14 protein-coding genes and 1 rRNA gene are annotated in these 16,715 nt (G+C 69.8%); 2 read left to right on the top strand and 13 right to left on the bottom strand.

The genetic code is table 11. The features are described from left to right. Positions 1 to 12 precede the first annotated feature (12 nt). The 10 genes from murJ to BJEO58_RS14810 are packed head-to-tail and all read right to left on the bottom strand — an operon-like array spanning position 13 to position 11,289. Entirely contained in the window at positions 13 to 1,632 is a 1,620-nt protein-coding gene (gene murJ, locus BJEO58_RS10545) for a murein biosynthesis integral membrane protein MurJ (RefSeq protein WP_101589442.1), read from the bottom strand. Further along, complete coding sequence (locus BJEO58_RS10540) at positions 1,632 to 2,516, bottom strand: hypothetical protein (protein WP_246075977.1); 885 nt, start codon at positions 2,514 to 2,516, stop codon at positions 1,632 to 1,634. Before BJEO58_RS10540 ends, murJ begins: the two co-directional genes overlap by 1 nt. After that, on the bottom strand, positions 2,513 to 3,517 hold the full coding sequence (locus BJEO58_RS10535; RefSeq protein ID WP_101589441.1) for a copper transporter: 1,005 nt from the start codon (positions 3,515 to 3,517) through the stop codon (positions 2,513 to 2,515). Before BJEO58_RS10535 ends, BJEO58_RS10540 begins: the two co-directional genes overlap by 4 nt. Continuing rightward, positions 3,514 to 4,788, bottom strand: coding sequence for a putative cytokinetic ring protein SteA (gene steA, locus BJEO58_RS10530; protein ID WP_101589440.1), 1,275 nt, complete (start codon positions 4,786 to 4,788; stop codon positions 3,514 to 3,516). Before steA ends, BJEO58_RS10535 begins: the two co-directional genes overlap by 4 nt. A gap of 10 nt (positions 4,789 to 4,798) precedes the next feature. Further along, the gene (gene recN / locus BJEO58_RS10525; protein WP_101589439.1) at positions 4,799 to 6,514 is read right to left on the bottom strand and encodes a DNA repair protein RecN; all 1,716 of its coding nucleotides are present in this window, start codon (positions 6,512 to 6,514) and stop codon (positions 4,799 to 4,801) included. Further along, positions 6,511 to 7,437, bottom strand: a complete 927-nt coding sequence (locus tag BJEO58_RS10520; protein WP_246075976.1) for an NAD kinase — start codon at positions 7,435 to 7,437, stop codon at positions 6,511 to 6,513. The genes recN and BJEO58_RS10520 overlap by 4 nt, the downstream gene beginning before the upstream one ends. Continuing rightward, positions 7,434 to 8,345, bottom strand: a complete 912-nt coding sequence (locus BJEO58_RS10515) for a TlyA family RNA methyltransferase (RefSeq protein WP_246075975.1) — start codon at positions 8,343 to 8,345, stop codon at positions 7,434 to 7,436. Before BJEO58_RS10515 ends, BJEO58_RS10520 begins: the two co-directional genes overlap by 4 nt. A gap of 1 nt (position 8,346) precedes the next feature. Beyond that, entirely contained in the window at positions 8,347 to 8,502 is a 156-nt protein-coding gene (locus BJEO58_RS15250; RefSeq protein WP_246075974.1) for a hypothetical protein, read from the bottom strand. Next, positions 8,499 to 9,305, bottom strand: a complete 807-nt coding sequence (locus tag BJEO58_RS10510; protein ID WP_101589436.1) for an HAD-IIA family hydrolase — start codon at positions 9,303 to 9,305, stop codon at positions 8,499 to 8,501. Before BJEO58_RS10510 ends, BJEO58_RS15250 begins: the two co-directional genes overlap by 4 nt. Before the next feature lie 13 nt (positions 9,306 to 9,318). Continuing rightward, positions 9,319 to 11,289 carry a hypothetical protein gene (locus tag BJEO58_RS14810; protein WP_144573816.1) on the bottom strand — a complete coding sequence of 657 codons (1,971 nt, stop codon included), beginning with the start codon at positions 11,287 to 11,289 and terminating at the stop codon, positions 9,319 to 9,321. 257 nt (positions 11,290 to 11,546) lie between these two features. Between BJEO58_RS14810 and BJEO58_RS10495 the strand changes: the two genes are divergently transcribed. Beyond that, entirely contained in the window at positions 11,547 to 13,559 is a 2,013-nt protein-coding gene (locus tag BJEO58_RS10495; RefSeq protein ID WP_101589433.1) for a choice-of-anchor I family protein, read from the top strand. Between the two features lie 194 nt (positions 13,560 to 13,753). Beyond that, positions 13,754 to 14,581, top strand: coding sequence for an aldo/keto reductase (locus BJEO58_RS10490; RefSeq protein WP_101589432.1), 828 nt, complete (start codon positions 13,754 to 13,756; stop codon positions 14,579 to 14,581). Between the two features lie 6 nt (positions 14,582 to 14,587). Here the strand turns inward: BJEO58_RS10490 and BJEO58_RS10485 are convergent, their stop codons facing one another. From BJEO58_RS10485 to rrf, 3 genes are all read right to left on the bottom strand, one after another. Then, entirely contained in the window at positions 14,588 to 15,310 is a 723-nt protein-coding gene (locus BJEO58_RS10485; protein WP_101589431.1) for an SIR2 family NAD-dependent protein deacylase, read from the bottom strand. Continuing rightward, a complete protein-coding gene (locus tag BJEO58_RS10480; RefSeq protein WP_101589430.1) occupies positions 15,307 to 16,419 on the bottom strand; it encodes an NAD(P)H-dependent flavin oxidoreductase in 1,113 nt (370 codons plus the stop codon). The genes BJEO58_RS10485 and BJEO58_RS10480 overlap by 4 nt, the downstream gene beginning before the upstream one ends. A gap of 193 nt (positions 16,420 to 16,612) precedes the next feature. After that, a 5S ribosomal RNA gene (gene rrf, locus BJEO58_RS10475) occupies positions 16,613 to 16,715 on the bottom strand; the annotation flags it as partial.

The following is a 16,715-nucleotide window of genomic DNA, read 5'->3' as shown; positions in this document are numbered from 1 at the left end:
ACCAGTGTGTCGTCAGCGCAGTCCGCGCACGTGCGCGAGCGTCCCGCGGTCTGCGAGCGCCACGACCGCGAGGACCACCACCAGCGCAGCCGTGCCGCCGGTGGCACCGGCGGCGACGGCCGCCGCCGAGGACGTGCCGACGACCGTGCCCAGGCTCGACGCCGTCAGAGATCCGACAGCAGCTCCCAGCACGGCTCCGACTGACGCGACGACGAGGGTGCGGGGGATCCCTGCGGCTGAGGCGCGGCCGCGCACGCGGAGGATGCCGCCGATGAGCCCCGCGGCCGCGAGCGTCATACCGATGACGTGCGCAGCACCCAGGAGGACGAGCGTGCGCGGAGCGGGGTCCTCCCCGACGAGGGGGATACCCGCCACGACGCTCAGGGCGACGGCGCTCCAGCCCACCGCTGTCGCGATCGCAGCGGTCCGAGACCGCTCCAGGGCGTAGAACACCCGGGTGCCCCACGCGACGAAGCACCAGCCCGGCACCGCCCATGCGATGACGCGGACGGCGTCTCCCAGCGCGGCGAAGAGCTCAGGGGAGTCCCCGCTCGCCGCGTCGCGGGTCGAGAAGAAGTCCTCCAGTGGGGTCGCGGCCGCGATCAGCAGTGCCGCTCCGGCGAAGCCGAGCGCCAGGACGAGGCGCGAGGTCTTCGCGATCGCCGCGTCGACGTCCTCGGGCAGCGAGGGTTCCGTGCTGCGCGTGCGGGCGGAGGCCGCCAACTCCGACAGGCGCGGGAACGCGACGGTGGCCACGGGGATGGCGAGCACGGCATACGGGAGCAGGTAGACGGCCTGGATGTAGCTGAAGACGACGAACACGCCGGTCCCGCCGACGTTGTTGGAGACGACCATGATCATCAGCGTCGCCGCCTGCTGCGCGAGGAGGACTGTCATTCCTGCGGCCGCGAGTCGCACGGCGCGAGCGGCGACACCGGCGGGGAACCGCCACGCCGAACGGATACGCAGTCCGGTGCGCAGAGTCGGGAGCGCCAGCGGCAGAGCGAGGGCGACCACGCCCGCCGTCGTCCCCCAGCCCAGCAGCGCCAGCGCCGCCGGGTCCTCGGTCGCGACTTCGGGCCCGCGCAGACGGGCGTAGCCCACGTAGACGCCGATGACGATCAGACTGGAGACCAGCGGCATGAATGCGGGCCAGAGGAAGCGCCGATGTGCCTGCAGCACTCCGGTCAGCACTCCGCCGATCGCGTAGAGCACCAGCTGGGGCGCGAACATGAGCAGGAACCCGGCCCCGTAGGCGACCTCCGACTCGTGGTCGAGTACGGCTCCGGCGATCTGCTCCCGAAAGACCACGATGAGGACGGCGAGCGGCAGTGTGAGAGACACGGACCAGGTGAGGAGCGCGGACGCGATGCGGGAAGCGGTCGCCGTGTCAGCGCGTGCCAGCGGGCCCGCCAGCAGCGGCACGACGGCACCCGCGAGAGCGCCTCCGGCGATCACCTCGTAGAGGATGTTCGGCACCTGGTTGGCCGACTGGTAGGCAGTCCCGATCGCACCTGCGCCCACGGACGGTGAGAAGACGAGCAGCCGGCCGAAGCCCACCAGTCGTGACAGGAGCGTCGCGACGGAGACGAGGAGTGCGGCCGACGCGACGAAGCGCAGCAGCCGCGGCATCAGCGACCCAGCGCGTCGAGGTGGCGCAGGCCCGGTGTCGACTCGATGACGCGGGTGAACGAGACGCGCTCGCTCGCCAGCGTCAGGGCTGCGAGGATCGCGAGTTCGCAGACCAGCCGAGGGCGGGACGCGGTGAGCGCACTGCGCATGCCGATCGCCGCGCCCAGGGCGTTGGCACCGGCATCGCCGAGCATGGTCGCCCCCGCGAGGTCGTCCCGCAGCAGCGTCGCGGTGGTGCCGAGCACGCCGCTGGAGAGCATCTGCGAACCCGCCTCCCGCTCGGACCGCAGAGCTGCGCCCGTAGAATCCTCGCGCGTTCCGGGGACCATGTCGATGACGGTCTGGGCCGCGACCATCACGAGCCCGGCCTTGAGCGCGCGCCCGGGACGCAGGTCGAGCAGATTGAGCAGGTTCGCGGTGCCCGCGACCACGCCGCCGGCGAGCACTGCATCTGCCAGCCGGCCGAGGGGCGATGTCGCATCCGTCCGCAGGAGCACACCCGCGCCGACGGCGGCGACGGGAATGCCGATGACCTTCAGCCCGCCGGTCGTGACGGTGCCGCGCGCCAGTGCACCGAGGTGTCCGCGCAGGCCCTTCGAGGCACCGGACTCCGCGAAGTCATCGACCGCTCCCAGCACCCCTGCGGTCCCGACAGCGATGAGTGCCGCGGACTTCCCAGTCGCCCCCGGGACGCACGCCGCGGCTGCGAGCAGGCCGGCGCTCGCGGCCGGCCCTTCGAGCAGCGACACGGGACGGCCGGCATGGTTCTCGCGCACCAGGCGCGGCCACCGCGCGTCCGCTCGCGCACGGGCTCGCATCACACCGGCGGCGACCGTCGCTGCCAGCCCAGCAGGCAGCAGCGTCCGTGCGCCTCGGCTGCTCACGCGCGCTCCGGCAGGACCGCCGTCGCACCCTGAGCGGTGCCGTAGTCCCCGAACGAACCATCGATCGCCGCCTCGACGACCAGCGGGATGAGGGCGGGACCGGTCGACAGATCCGTGCCGTCGACGGTCGACAGGTCGACTCGGTCGGAGCGCAGTGTCGCGAGCAGTCCCCCTGTCGCGGACGCGGAGGGCCCGGCGACCACGACGACGGTCTCGCCCGCGAGCGCAGAGCTGAAATCGGCGTGGATCGCGACCGGATCGGCGGGTGCCGCAGCCGCCTCGGCAGTGGGAGACGGTGTGGCGGACGGTGTGGGCTCGGCTGCGGCATCCTGCTGCAGGGACGGAGCGATCACGACGGCGGCATCGGCCTCGGCCCACTGCCCGCCCGCGATCCGTTCCGCATCCGACAGGATCCCGAAGAGATCCTGCGACGCGGCCTGCCGGGAGTCGGCCGACTCCTCCGTGTCATCTGCCGAGTCCGCGGGCGACGCCGGCGCGTTCTCCTCCACGACCTGTGTCTGGGCACCCAGAGCCTTCGCGAGCGCCGCACCCATGACAGCGGAGTCGTCCTCCGGCAGCGAGTCGTCGGCATCGCGCAGCGCGGTGAGGAGCTCTGCGTCGGCGGCCGCGAAGGCGTCGTCGTCCAGGCTCACGTCCGACGCGATGCTGCCGCCCGCCTCCTCTGCGCGTGCGCTCGCAGCGTCGGCCGCGTCGTTGTCGGCCCCCGCCAGGCGGACGAGCGTCACCGATCGGTCCGACAGGGAATCCGCGATGAGGTCCGACGCCGTCGCGTCGACGAATGCCGCGGTCTGCTCCATGTGCGTGCGTGCCTCGTCGAGCTCCGTGCGCAGGGTGTCGCGGTCGGTGCGCAGCGCATCGACCTGTGACTGGAGGGAGCTGCCGATCGGCCCCTGCAGGGGGCCGGCGCCCAGGACGATCCCGACGGCGAGCGCCAGGAACACCGAGATGAGCGAGACGAGGTGGTAGCGGAAGTCGATCACGGTGAGCTCAGTCCTCCGAGGTCAGGGTCGTCGAGGTGGGCGAGTGCCTCGGGCGCGGGACGTGCGGACAGGGAGTCGGCGGTCGGGTCGCCGAACAGCGATCCCAGCCACTGGAAGAAGCCGTCGAACTGGGCGGCGACGAGCCCGAACGCGGTCTGCCCCGCGGCGGTCGCGGACATCGCCGCGACCAGTGCGACGACGCCTGCGAGCGCGAGGAGCATGAGCTGTCCCGTGCCGATCCGCTGCCGGTAGAGCAGCGAGACGCCCTTCGCATCGAGCAGCTTGCTGCCGACGCGCAGACGGGTGAGGAACGTCGAGGCCATGCCCTTGCGGCCCTTGTCGAGGAACTCGATGAGCGTGTCGTGCGTGCCGACGGCGACGATGAGCTGCGCGCCCTTGTCATCGGCCAGCAGCATGGCGATGTCCTCGCTCGTTCCCGATGCCGCGAACGTGACGGAGTCCATGCCGAGATCGCTGACGCGTTCGACGCCCGGGGCGTTGCCGTCCCGGTACGCGTGGACCACGAGCTCCGCGCCGCTGGTGAGGGCCGCATCCGACACGGAATCCATGTCGCCGACGATCATGTCCGGACGGTGACCGGCCTCCATGATCGCGTCCGCTCCCCCATCCACACCGATGAGGACGGGACGCTGCTCCCGGATGTACGGGCGGAGCGTCGCGAGGTCCTCCTTGTAGTGGTACCCGCGGACCACGATGAGTGCGTGGCGTCCTTCGAAGGCGGTGCGCACCTGCGGGACCTCGAGGCCGTCGTCCAGGAGGTCGGAGTCCTTCTGGATGTACTCCACCGTGTTCGCGACGAAGTCCGCGAGCACGGTGTTCATCCCGGTCTCCGCCACCTCCATCGCGTTCTCGATGGACGACTTCGTCTGCACCGTGCCCGAGGCGATGACGGTCTCCCCGCGCACCAGGTCTCCGCCCTCGAGAGCAAGCTCCTCGCCCTCCTCGATGAGGTCCTCGAAGAGCTCCTCCCCCACGTCGTCGACGAGTGGGATCCCGGCGGCGACGATGATGCCGGGCCCCAGATTCGGGTAGGCGCCGGACACCGACCGGTGGGCGTTGACGACCGCCGCAGGGCGGCAGTCGACAAGGGCCTCTGCGGACACGCGGTCGATGTCCGAGTGGCGGATCACCGCGATGTCGCCGGGCTGGAGCCGCTTCGTGAGGTCTTTCGTGCGTCTGTCGATCCGGGCCGCGGTCGGTCCGACCGGTGCATCCGTCTCCACGCGCTCTCGGGTCTTGCGCTGAGTCATGATGAGGACATCATCCCATCAGCTCCACTCGGAAGCGCGCCTTCTCGGACTCCGCGTCGCTCAGCAGCTCCTCTGCGTGCGCGCGGGCGGAGGCGGAGCCGGACACTCCCGCGAGCATCCGAGCGAGCTCCTCCGTGCGGTCCTCCCCGCCCAGCTCCCGCACGCCCGACACCGCTCCGGTCCCCTCGTCGGTCTTGCGGACGACGACGTGGTGGTCGGCCCATGCTGCGACCTGGGGAAGATGTGTGACGACAATGACTTGTGAGCCCGATGCCAGTCGGGCGAGTCGTCGCCCGATCTCGACTGCTGCGGCTCCTCCGACGCCTGCATCGACCTCGTCGAAGACGAAGGTGGGGAACCGCTCCGTCCGCGCTCGCACGACCTCGATCGCGAGCATCACCCGGGACAGCTCGCCGCCGGATGCGGTCTTCCCGATGTCCGCGGGCGCTGCGGCTGCGTGCGAGCTGAAGAGCAGGCGCACGTCGTCCGCGCCGTGCGCTGCGGGGGTCGTCTGCGTGACGGCGAAGCTCAGGGAGGCGTGGGGCATCGCGAGTGCCGCGAGCTCGTCCCCGACGGACGCGGAGAACTCCTCCGCCGAGCGGGTGCGGACCTCGCGCAGTGCGACTGCGGCTTCGTCGAGCCGCGCATGCGCCGCTGCCACGGTCCCGTCCATGTCTCCCAGGCTCGCCTCCGAGTTCTCGAGGTCGAGCAGCTCACGACCCGCCTGCTCCTCGAAGGCGAGGACCGCCTCGAGGTCCTCCCCGTAGGCGTTCAGCGACGAGATCTCTGCTCGTCGAGCCTCAGCGTCCTCGAGCGACATCCCCTCGTCGTCGCCGAATCCGGCGAGGTAGGACGAGAGGTCCGCTCCGGCATCCGCCATGCGGACCGACACGTCCTCGAGCGAACGGGCCGCGTCCGTCAGCGTCGCGTCGACGGACGCTGCGCGTGACAATGACTCCGAGGCCTGCGCGACGAGCGCGGTCGCGCTCTCCGCGTCGTCCCAGTCGCTGCCCATGATGAGGTCGTGGGCCCGGCCGGCCGCCTGCTGCAGCTCCTCCGCAGCACCCAGACGCGCGGCCAGTGCCGCAAGCTCCTCGTCCTCGCCCTCGGTGGGACGGACCGCGTCGATCGCTTCGAGCGCATTCCGCAGGAAGTCCATCCGTGCTGCCCGTTCGGACCGGGTGCTCTCGAGTCTGCGCAGCTCATCGGTGAGTCGTCGGTGCTCTGCGAAGGCCTCCGCGTACTCGGCGCGGGCGGCGGCTCCGTCCTCGCCGGTGAGGGCATCGAGCAGCTCACGCTGCTGGGCCTGTGCCCGGAGGGTGAGCTGCTCTGCCTGTCCGTGCATGCTCACCAGTTCCCGACCCACGTCGCGGAGCACCCCGGCAGGCACCGTCCTGCCGCCCGCGGTGGCACGGGCACGGCCGTCACGCGGGAGGATCCGGGTGAGGACTGCTTCGTCGTCGGCGTCGCCGCCGGCTTCGACGATCCGGTCTGCCGCGGTGCGGCGGTCCTGCGGGAGGGCGAAGACGCCTTCGACGACCGCGCGGTCCGCATCGCGGCGCACTGTCGACGCATCCGCGCGCGCCCCGGTGAGCAGATCCAGAGCGGTGACGAACATCGTCTTCCCGGCTCCGGTCTCACCCGTCACCGCTGTGAGCCCGGCCCCCAGGTCGATGTGGGCGGAGGTGATGACTCCCAGGTTCTCGATTCCGATCGAAGAGATCACGTCGCCTCCCCTGCCGGTCCCCTCCAGCCGTCCACGGGAAGCTGGAACTTCCGCACGAGGCGGTCGGAGAAGGGCCCCCGCTGCATGCGCGCGAGCGTGAGCGGCTGCGCGGAACGGCAGGCTTCGATGTGTGCACCGCTGGGCAGGTCGAGCTCCACCCTGCCGTCGCACCAGAGCACGGCGGACTCACCGAGATGGCGCGCGACGTGCTCGACTGCGATGACGGACGACGGTCCCGTCACGAGCGGCTTCGCGAAGAGTGCGTGCGCGCTGATCGGAACCATGAGCAGGGCTTCGACGTCCGGCCAGACGATCGGGCCGCCTGCGGAGAACGCATACGCGGTCGATCCGGTGGGGGTGGCGACGATCGCCCCGTCGCAGCCGAATGTGGAGACGGGGCGGTCGTCGATGCCGATGCTGAGCTCGATCATCTGCGTGTCCGGCCCCTTCTCCACCGTCGCCTCGTTGAGCGCCCAGGCACGATGCACGATCTCACCGTCCACGCGGACGGTGATGTCGAGGCTCATGCGCTGCTCGATGTCGTAGTCGCGGGCAACGGCGCGTCGGACCGTCTCCTCCATGTCCGCGGACTCGCTCTCCGCGAGGAACCCCACGTGGCCCAGATTGATGCCCATGACGGGCACGTCGAAGGAATGGAATCGTTCGGCCGCGCGCAGGATCGTCCCGTCGCCGCCCAGCACCATGATGAGTTCGCAGTCGGCCGCTGCGACTCCCAGTGCGCAGTCGTCGACGATCTCCGTCCCGTTGGGATGCACGTCGCCGTACGAGGACAGCGCATCGTGCGCGGATCGCGACATCACGGGGACGATGCCGTTCTCCGCGAGTGCGGCGCACACCAGTTCGGCGGCTTTGCGGGCGTTCTCACGACGGGGGTGGAGGTCGATCATCATCCGTCTGGTCACGGGGCCTCCTCCGGCGCGGTTGCAGGGACGTGGTCGGCACTCCCCCGGGGGTCTGTGCCGCGTTCCACGGTAGCCGATGCTACAGCGGCGAGGCCTGCGGCCGACGTGGCGGGGGCAGTGGGCGCGTTCGCGCGGGCGAGGACGAAGTGCTCGACGTTGCCGGCGGGGCCCGGCAGCCGGGACGGCGCGGTCCCGCAGATCTGCGCACCCGCCGCGGTGAGCGCAGTGCTGACTCTCTCGAGCGCGCGCGTCCGGTCATCGGCGTCCGTCACCACACCGTGCTTGTCGAGGGCGCCCCTGCCGAGTTCGAACTGAGGCTTCACCATGAGCAGGAGCAGTGCCCCGTCGCGGACGACGGACAGCAGCGCATCGAGCACGAGCGTCAGTGAGATGAACGAGAGATCGGCGACGACGAGGTCCACCGTCCCGTCCGCGTGGAAGGGAGGCGCCGGGGCTGCGGCCAGATGCGTCCGGTCGAGCGTCCGGACGTTGGTACCGGGCAGATCGTGCACGCGCCCGTCACCGGCGATCCGCGGAACGAGCTGGCCGTGGCCCACGTCGACCGCGTGGACGGCCGCCGCGTCGTGCTCCAGCAGCACTTGGGTGAAGCCCCCGGTGGAGGCTCCCGCGTCGAGGCACACTGCACCGCGCACCGCCGGGGCGGCACCCAGGTCCTCCAGCGCCCCCAGGAGCTTGTGCGCGCTGCGCGCCACCCAGTGCTCCGGATCGTCGACCGCGACGAGGGAGCCCACGGTGATGGATGAGGACGGTCGCACGACGAGTCCGCCGTCGACGGTCACCCGCCCTGCGCGGATCTCCCGTGCCGCGCGGTTGCGGGAGTCGACGAGCCCGAGGCCCACGAGCACGGTGTCGAGTCTGCCCGCGGTGTGCGCACGCTCCGCAGGCACGTCAGAGTGCCTCGAGCGCGTCTTCGAGGCGGGAGAGGAGTGCGTGGGTCCGGTCGCCCCGCTCCTCCGGTGGGCTCTCATCGAGCTCGGTGAGCGCTTCCTCCCACTGGCGGATCGGCACGCCACCACCCGGGACGGGTGTCGGATCACCGCTCATGGGAACCGCCGCGGTGAACGCCCCGGCAGCAGCGCGGTGAGGTCGTCCAGGAGGTAGTCCGGCCGGTGCTCGGCCGGGGCCGACTGTGCGTCGGCCTCGCTGTGGACCCCTGTGAGCACGAGACCTGCGGTGATCCCCGCAGCCCGCGCGCCCGCGATGTCCGTCTCCAGTCGGTCACCCACCATGAGCGGCCGTGCAGAGCCCAGAGCACGTGCTCCCGCCTCCATCATCGTCCGCGACGGCTTACCGGTCACGAGCGGAGTGGCACCGGTCGTGTCAGCCACGACCCTGACGAACGCGCCGTTGCCCGGGAGCTCTCCGTGCTCGGTGGGGAAGGTGCGGTCCAGATTGGTCGCCCACCACCGGGCTCCGGATCGGATCGCACGGCATGCGTCCGCGATCTGCAGCCATCCGAGGTCCGGCGAGAATCCCTGGACGACCGCTGCGGGGTCGTCACTCGCCGTGTCCACGACGCGCATCCCCTCCTCCTCCACCTGGTCGGCGAGTGCGTCGGACCCGACGACGAGGACCGGGGACCCTGCGGGAAGGGTGCGCGCGAGCTCGCGCGCCGCGACGACCGCGGAGGTGAGGACCTGCTCCGGTCGCGCATCCACACCGAACGAGCTGATGTGCTCCGCCACCTCGTCCGCTGATCGCGACGCGTTGTTGGTGAGGAACACCAGCGGGATCCCAGCCTCGGCGAGCCCGGTGAGCGCCTCTGCCGCTCCCGGTACCGCCGTTCGGCCCGTGTAGACGCATCCATCGAGGTCGAGGAGCAGTCCGTCGAAGTCGATCGCTTCCATCAGTACTCCCGTCTCAGAGGTCGAAGAGGGGCTCTGTGAGCTCCTCGTCGTCGTCCGGTGCCACGTCCTGCGCCGGTTCCTTCTTCTGCGCATCCGCCTTCGGGGATTCCTCTGACGGGGATTCCTCTGACGGGGAATCGTCTGCCTGGGAGTCCGCTGACTGGCGATCGTCTGACGTTGATTCCTGCGCAGTGGAATCTGCGTCCATGGCCTCCGCGTGCTCGGTGCCCTGCGGAGCGTCGGACTCCTCCACAGCGGCCGAAGCAGCAGCCGGAGCAGCCTCGGGCGCCTTCTCCGACTGGTCGTCTGCGGGCGCCTCCGTCTCAGCCTCCGCCAGGATCTCCTCCAGCTCGTCGACCGTCTCCGATGGGAACTCCGCGTCGACGGTGTGCGTCGACGCGTCACGGTCCTCGTCTGCCGGCGATCCGGCGGACTGGTCCTCGACGACGCTCTCTTCGCTGGTGGTGTCGACGGTGGCTCCAGCTGCGGGTGCGGCGTCGTGTTCCACCTCGTCTGCAGGATCGGCCCCGGGAGAGCCGGCTTCCTGGCCGGAGGCCTCCTCGTGCTCGGGCTCCTCGTCCGGCAGCTCGATCTCCTCGAGCGTGACGATCTCCACGTTCGCATTCGGGTCGGGGGCCTCGTCCCCGAACAGCGTGCCCGTCGCTTTGGCTGTGCGCCGCGCGAGCTCCTCGTACCGACCCGCGAGATCCGCGTCGCCCTGCAGTCGGATGACATCGGAGTACACCGACAGGAGTCTCACGAGTGTTCCGTTCGCATTGCCCGCGAAGTTCCTGGTCTCCAGGAGCGCTCGGGCCTCGGCGACTTCTCCCCGGTCCATGTGCGCCCCGGCCGCCACCATCAGCAGCTCTGTGTACAGGTCGTGGCCGAGTGCTTCCTCTGAGGCCTCCGAGAAGATCTCCAGTGCCTTCTGGGGACGACCGCGGCCGCGCTCGGCATCCGCGATGAGCGGCAGATTGTCATCGGATCCGGAGATCCTCCGATGGGTCCGCAGCTCACGCAGCGCTTCCTCGTATCGGTCCGTGTGGTAGGCCACGATCCCTGTGGCCTCCCGGACTCCAGCCACACGACTGCCCCGCACGGCCGCCGTCTGCGCGTGGGCGAACGCGGCCTCGGGATCGGTCCCGATCAGCTCGCTCGCAGCGACGAGGTGCTGTGCGACGAGCTCGGCGTTGTCCTTCGACAGCGGACGCAGCTGGGAGCGGATCTCCTTCGGCAGCTCGCTGCCGGTGATCCCTTCGGGAATGGGCGGACCCTGTGGGAACTTCGGACGGTCATCCCCGCGGTCACGAGCGCCGCCACGATCTGTCGGGCGTCCGCGGCCCCCGGGGCTCTCGCGCCGGCGATCGTCCTGCCGACGATCGTCGAAGCGTCGACGGTCACCGCGCTCATCACGACGAGGGCCGCGCTCCTCACGACGACCATCGAAGCGGGAACCTCCCCGCTCGTCACGACGGTCGCCCCCCGGGCGCCTGTCGGGGCGTGATCCCCCATCGTCCCTGCGAGGACCGCGGTCTCCCCCGGGACGTCCGTCGCGACGGTCACCGCGGGAGCTGTCCGCACGACCTCGCGGGTCGCCGCTCCGTGAGGTCCGATCGGGACGTGAGGTCCGATCGCTGCGGCGATCATCATCGCGACGACGATCGTCGGCACTGCGTCCCCGGCCGTCACCGCCGGGGCGGCCGCTGCTGTTCGAACGCCCGCGGTCGTCCCTGTCGTTCCATCGGCTGCGACCGGGCCGGTCATCACGGCGCCCCTGTCCGCGCTCGTCGCGTCCACGATCGCCGCTCGGACGCTCGTTTCGCGGACGCCCATTGCGCGAACGGTCATTGCGGGCGTCGCGGGAGCGATCGCCTCGTCCGGCGCCGTCGCGTCCCCCGGCGCCTCGTCCGCGTCCTGCTCCGAGCGGCCCTCCGCGCCGGTCGTCGCGGCGCGCACCGTCGTTCGTGTCGTCTGCCTCAGCCATCGCCATCCTCGGTCGTCACTATTCAGTTCCGCGCCGCGGTGCAGCGCCCTGGCTCCGTCTGACCGGGCCGAACATCGTCGCCCATTCTACCGTGGCGGACCACAGCGCGCGGGAAGCAGGAGTTCATCTTCCTCACACTTGGTGCTCACCTCGCCTCAGTCTTCTGCTCGCCGCCCGCCCGTACCGTCGACGCGGTCGTGCCTGCACCGTGCTCCACCGGCAGGCTCCATGCCCACAGAAGCATCCGAAAGGAACCCATGCACCGCATGCTCGCAGCAGCCTCGGCCGGGTCGCTCCTCGCTCTCGCCGTCGTCGCCCCGGCATCCGCCACTGTCCTCGTCGACGACCCTGTCGTGCATTCCGCTGCCGACCCGTCGGTTGCGATCGCACCGATCGGAACCCACGCGACCGGGACGTTCGACGAATCGGCCGCAGAGATTGTGGCCCACTACGCCGCCGCGGACCGCACTCTCGTCGTCAACGCGCAGCAGGGTGTCATCGATGTGATCGACGCGTCCGACCCGACGAACCCCGCTCATCTGACCCAGATCGAGGCAGCAGGGACTGCCGGCGCTGACGGCACGGTGATCCCGGACGGTGCAGTCGCCAACTCGGTCACCGTCCGCGAGGACGGCCTCGCGATCGTCGCAGTCGAGGCGCCGGAGAAGACCGATCCGGGCTGGCTGATGTTCGTGGACGTGACTGATGAGGAGCCCGTCCCCCTCGGCGCGATCACCGCAGGCGCCCTGCCCGACTCGGTCGTCCTCTCCCCCGACGGCGGACACGCGGTCGTGGCGAACGAAGGGGAGCCTGCGGAGGACTACTCCGTGGATCCGGAAGGATCCGTGGGCGTCCTCGCACTGCCCGACTCCGTCGCTGCCGCGTCCCAGTCCGACTACCGCACTGCGGACTTCCACGCGTTCGAGGACGGAGCACTATCGGACGAGGTCCGGATCTACGGAGGCCGCGAGGACGCGGGCACCGGCACTCCGGAACGTCCCGTGTCGGAGAACCTGGAACCCGAGTACAGCGCTGTGATCGGTGGGCGTGCGTACACCACGCTCCAGGAGAACAACGCTGTCGCGATCACTGATCTCGCGACGGCGACCGTCGAGGACATCGTGCCGCTCGAGACGACCGACCTGCGCGAGGTCGCGTTCGACGTCTCCGATCGTGACGGTGTGATCGCCACCGAGAACTGGCCGGTGACGGCGTTCCGCGCGCCCGACACCATCAAAGCCGTCGAGATCAGTGGTGAACCGCACCTCGTGACGGCGAACGAGGGCGACCTGCGCGATTGGGACGCCTACAGCGAGGAGTCGCGGATCCAGGACTTCGGCAGCGACGGTCTCCCCCCGCTGTGCGAATCGGTCGCCGCAGGCACGGGGATGACGCTCGCCGAGCTCACGGCCGAAGAGAACCTGGGCCGGATCACAGCGACCACCGCCGACGGACTGTCGGACGAGGGTGACTGCTATGACCAGATCCATGTGAGCGGATCGCGTTCGTTCTCCGTCCTCGCCGCCGACGGCACCGAGGTCTTCGATTCGGGTTCCCTGTTCGAGGAGATCACGGCGGAGGCGCACCCGGACTACTTCAACTCGAACCATTCCGAGACCAACTTCGAGGGACGTTCCGATGACAAGGGCCCCGAGCCGGAGGCCATCGAAGTCGGCGCCGTGGGCGACCGGACCTACGCATTCGTGGGCTTCGAGCGGGTGAGCGGGTTCGCCGCCGTGGACATCAGCGATCCGCGCTCCCCCGAATTCGTGACGTACGTCAACAATCGCGACTTCACCGTGTCCGCAGAGGACGAGCCGGACCGCTTCGAGGAGGCCGGAGACCTGGGTCCGGAGTCGATCGAGTTCGTGACCGGCGCCGACGCTCCGGGAGCCTCTGCGGAGGCGGACGCCGATGCGATGCTGATCGTCGGCAACGAGGTGTCGGGCACGACGACCTACTACACGGTCGAGGACCTGCTTGCCGACGGTCCCACGGACGCGCCGACGAATCACCCGACGAAGGACCCGACCGGTGAGCCGTCGGAGCAGCCGTCGGAGCAGCCGTCGGAGCAGCCGTCCACTCAGCCCACAGACCCGTCCGGTGACGACGAGGACGGCCAGGAGGAGCAGCGCGACGACGAGGCCCGTGACGGCGAGGACGGTTCCCTGCCGCGCACCGGCGCGTCTGTCGCGAGTGCCCTGGGTGCTGCGGGACTGCTCGTCGGCATCGGTGTCGCTGCGACTGCTGTGGCACGTCGCCGGACCTGAGGCGCCCGGAGCAGTCCGTTCTCACCGCCGTGGCCCTCATGCGAGGGTCGCGCGGCCGGTGAGAACCGTGGCACGTACCGGAGGGGGCGACTGCACTGCAGTCGCCCCCTCCGGTACGTTGGACCGACACGCTGCTTGCGGCCGCTGACACGGGCAGCGAGCAGATTCGGACTCATGCGGAAGGGCACTGCACGTTGACTCTCAGAGCACACACCGGCCTCACCCTGCCGACGATCGGACTGGGCACGTACGGACTCCGTGGATTCGCCGGGTCCGACGCGGTCCGTACTGCGCTGGAGTCCGGCTACCGCCTGGTGGACTCCGCGTTCAACTACGAGAACGAGGCCGCCGTCGCCGTCGGGTGCAGAGAGTCGTCCGTCGACCGGTCCGACATCCTGTACACCACGAAGCTTGCCGGTCGGCATCATGAGCACGACAAGGCGACGACCGCGATCGAGGAGTCGGTCCTGCGGACCGGGCTGGGACAGATCGACCTCATCCTCATCCACTGGCCGAACCCGTCCCAGGGCCTCTTCGTCGAGGCGTGGGATGCACTCATCGGTGCGAGGGAGCGCGGACTCGTCCGCCACATCGGCGTCTCCAACTTCCTCCCCGAACATCTGGAGACGCTCGAGGAGGAGACCGGTGTCCGACCGGAGGTCAACCAGATAGAGGTCCACCCGTACTTCCCGCAGGACGAGGCACTCGCATTCCACACGGAGAAGGGCATCATCACCCAGGCGTGGAGCCCGATCGGCAGGGCGGGCGGACTCCTCGACGAAGCGCCCATCATCGATACCGCGGCTGCGCACGGCATCAGCCCGACGCAGGCAGTGCTGGCCTGGCACGTGCGGCGCGGAGCACTGCCCCTGCCGAAATCCGCCGACGCGATGCGTCAGGCCGAGAACCTCGCCGCGGCCGAGGTCTTCCTCACCGATGATGAGGTCACCGCCATCTCGTCACTGTCACGGATCGACGGACGCCGCAATGCTCAGGACCCTGCGGTCTACGAAGAGTTCTGACCCGGATCAGGACGAGCGCGAAAGGCGCTCCAGAACCACAGGCAGCGATTCCTGAAGGTCTCCCCCGACGACCTCGTCGGCCATCGAGTCGAACGGTGTGCCCTCCGCGTTGACGATGATCGTGCGTGCGCCATTGCGCGCGGCCAGCGGGAACAGACCCGCGACGGGGTAGACGCCCAGTCCGGTTCCGACGGCGACCATGACATCGCAGCGCGCCGCGGCGTTGTGCGCCTCGTCGATCACCGTGGCGTCGAGAGCCTCCTCGAAGAGGATCGTCGTCGCACGAATGATCCCTCCGCACTCTGCACAGCGCGGGTCCGGCTCTCCCGCGTGCACACGCGCCACAGGCTCCTCCATGGGGCCCGTCGCCGCACAGAGCTCACAGCGCCATGACAGTGCGCTGCCATGGACTTCGAGCACGCTCGCAGGGTCCGATCCGGCAGCCTGGTGGAGGCCGTCCACATTCTGTGTGATGACCGCACCGACATCGACGGTCTCGGCGAACCCCGCGATGGCACGGTGCGCGTGCGTAGGCTCCTTCTCCCACATCGATGCCTGAGCACGCATCTGCCACGCCTTCCGGCGCACATCCTCGTCGCCCAGGTACCACGACAGCGTCGAGGTGCGCTCTGCTTCTGGGTCCCGGGTCCAGACCCCCTGGGGCCCCCGGAAGTCCGGGATGCCCGCAGCGGTGCTGACTCCCGCACCGGTCAGGAACACGACCCTCATCGAGCACTCCCCTCGCACTGTCCCCCGATGTGCGCCTGGTCCGAAGACGCATTCGCGGCACCACGCCGGAGGCCGGCGAACCGTGCGACGAGCGACGCCGCCGATTCCTGCCGACACCCGCCCACACCGGTTCCGGACCAGAGGTTCAGCAGCTCCGGATCATCGGACGCAGCGGCCGCAGCGCGGATGCCCCCGGTGAGGAAATGGACCTGTGGGTACCCGACCACTGCTTCAGCATCCATCTCCCGTGTGAAGCGGTTCGACAGCGCGCGCGCCGGACGCCCGGTGAACGCGCGCGTCAGCGTGGTCTCCGCTGAGCGCTCGCTCACCGACGCCTCGACGAGGGCTCGGCGATGGGTGGGCTTCGTTCCTGCTTCGTCGGTCGTCAGGAACAGCGTGCCCAGTTGAACTGCATCAGCTCCCCGGCTCAACAGCTCCTGTGCAGATTCGGGGCCGTCGATTCCGCCTGCTGCGATCACCGGCAGCGGGGTCGCAGCGGAAAGACCCGATACCAGATCCGCAGTCGAGATCGGTTCTGACGGTGCCGACTGGTCGAACTGCGCTCGGTGGCCGCCGGCCTCGATCCCCTGGGCGATGAGGAGATCGACACCGTTCGCGTGAGCCGCGGCGCCTTCCGGCACCGTCGTGACCGTGGCACCGACCAGGACGCCCACTTCGTGGAGCCGTTCGATCGTCACGACGTCGGGCAGGCCGAACGTGAAGGTCACGACCTCAGGACGCCGATCCCTGACGACCGCCAGCTTCTCCTGATACATGTCATCGCTGTCTCCGGTCACCGGTGGAACAGCACCACTGATGCCGCCGGCATCCGTCCACGTCCGAAGCGCGCTCCGGTAGGACTCCACGTCCGCTGCCGACGGACGATGGGATTCGGGAGCGAAGATGTTCACTGCGACCGGACCGGACGAGAGCCCTCTGAACTCCGAGATGTCGTGCGCGAGGGACTCTGCGGAGAGATATCCCGCGGCCAGGGACCCCAGACCGCCGGCCTCGGTCACAGCCGCTGCCAGCAGAGGGGTCGATGGCCCACCGGCCATGGGCGCCTGCACCAACGGCACAGACAGGGATGCCAGGGAGAATGTGCTCATCACACCATCGTACTGAACCCCACCGGCCACCTGCAGCGGTGCCGAAATGTGCGGCACGGCTGCGGGTCTCTGCCGGGTTGCACGTCAACCCGGACGACCCGACAGACGTCTTACTCAACCCTGGTCTGGTGAATGAGGAAGAGCCCGAAGGTGAGCAATGCTCAAACCCTCGGGCTCTAACCCCTAAAAAGAATTGCGGCGGTGTCTTACTCTCCCACACCCTATCGAGTGCAGTACCATCAGCGCTGGCAGGCTTAGCTTCCGGGTTCGGAATGGGACCGGGCGTTTCCCTACCG

Origin of the sequence: Brevibacterium jeotgali (assembly GCF_900169175.1) — a bacterium.
Taxonomy (GTDB): Bacteria; Actinomycetota; Actinomycetes; order Actinomycetales; family Brevibacteriaceae; genus Brevibacterium; species Brevibacterium jeotgali.
This window is presented reverse-complemented; position numbering and strand designations above follow the sequence as displayed.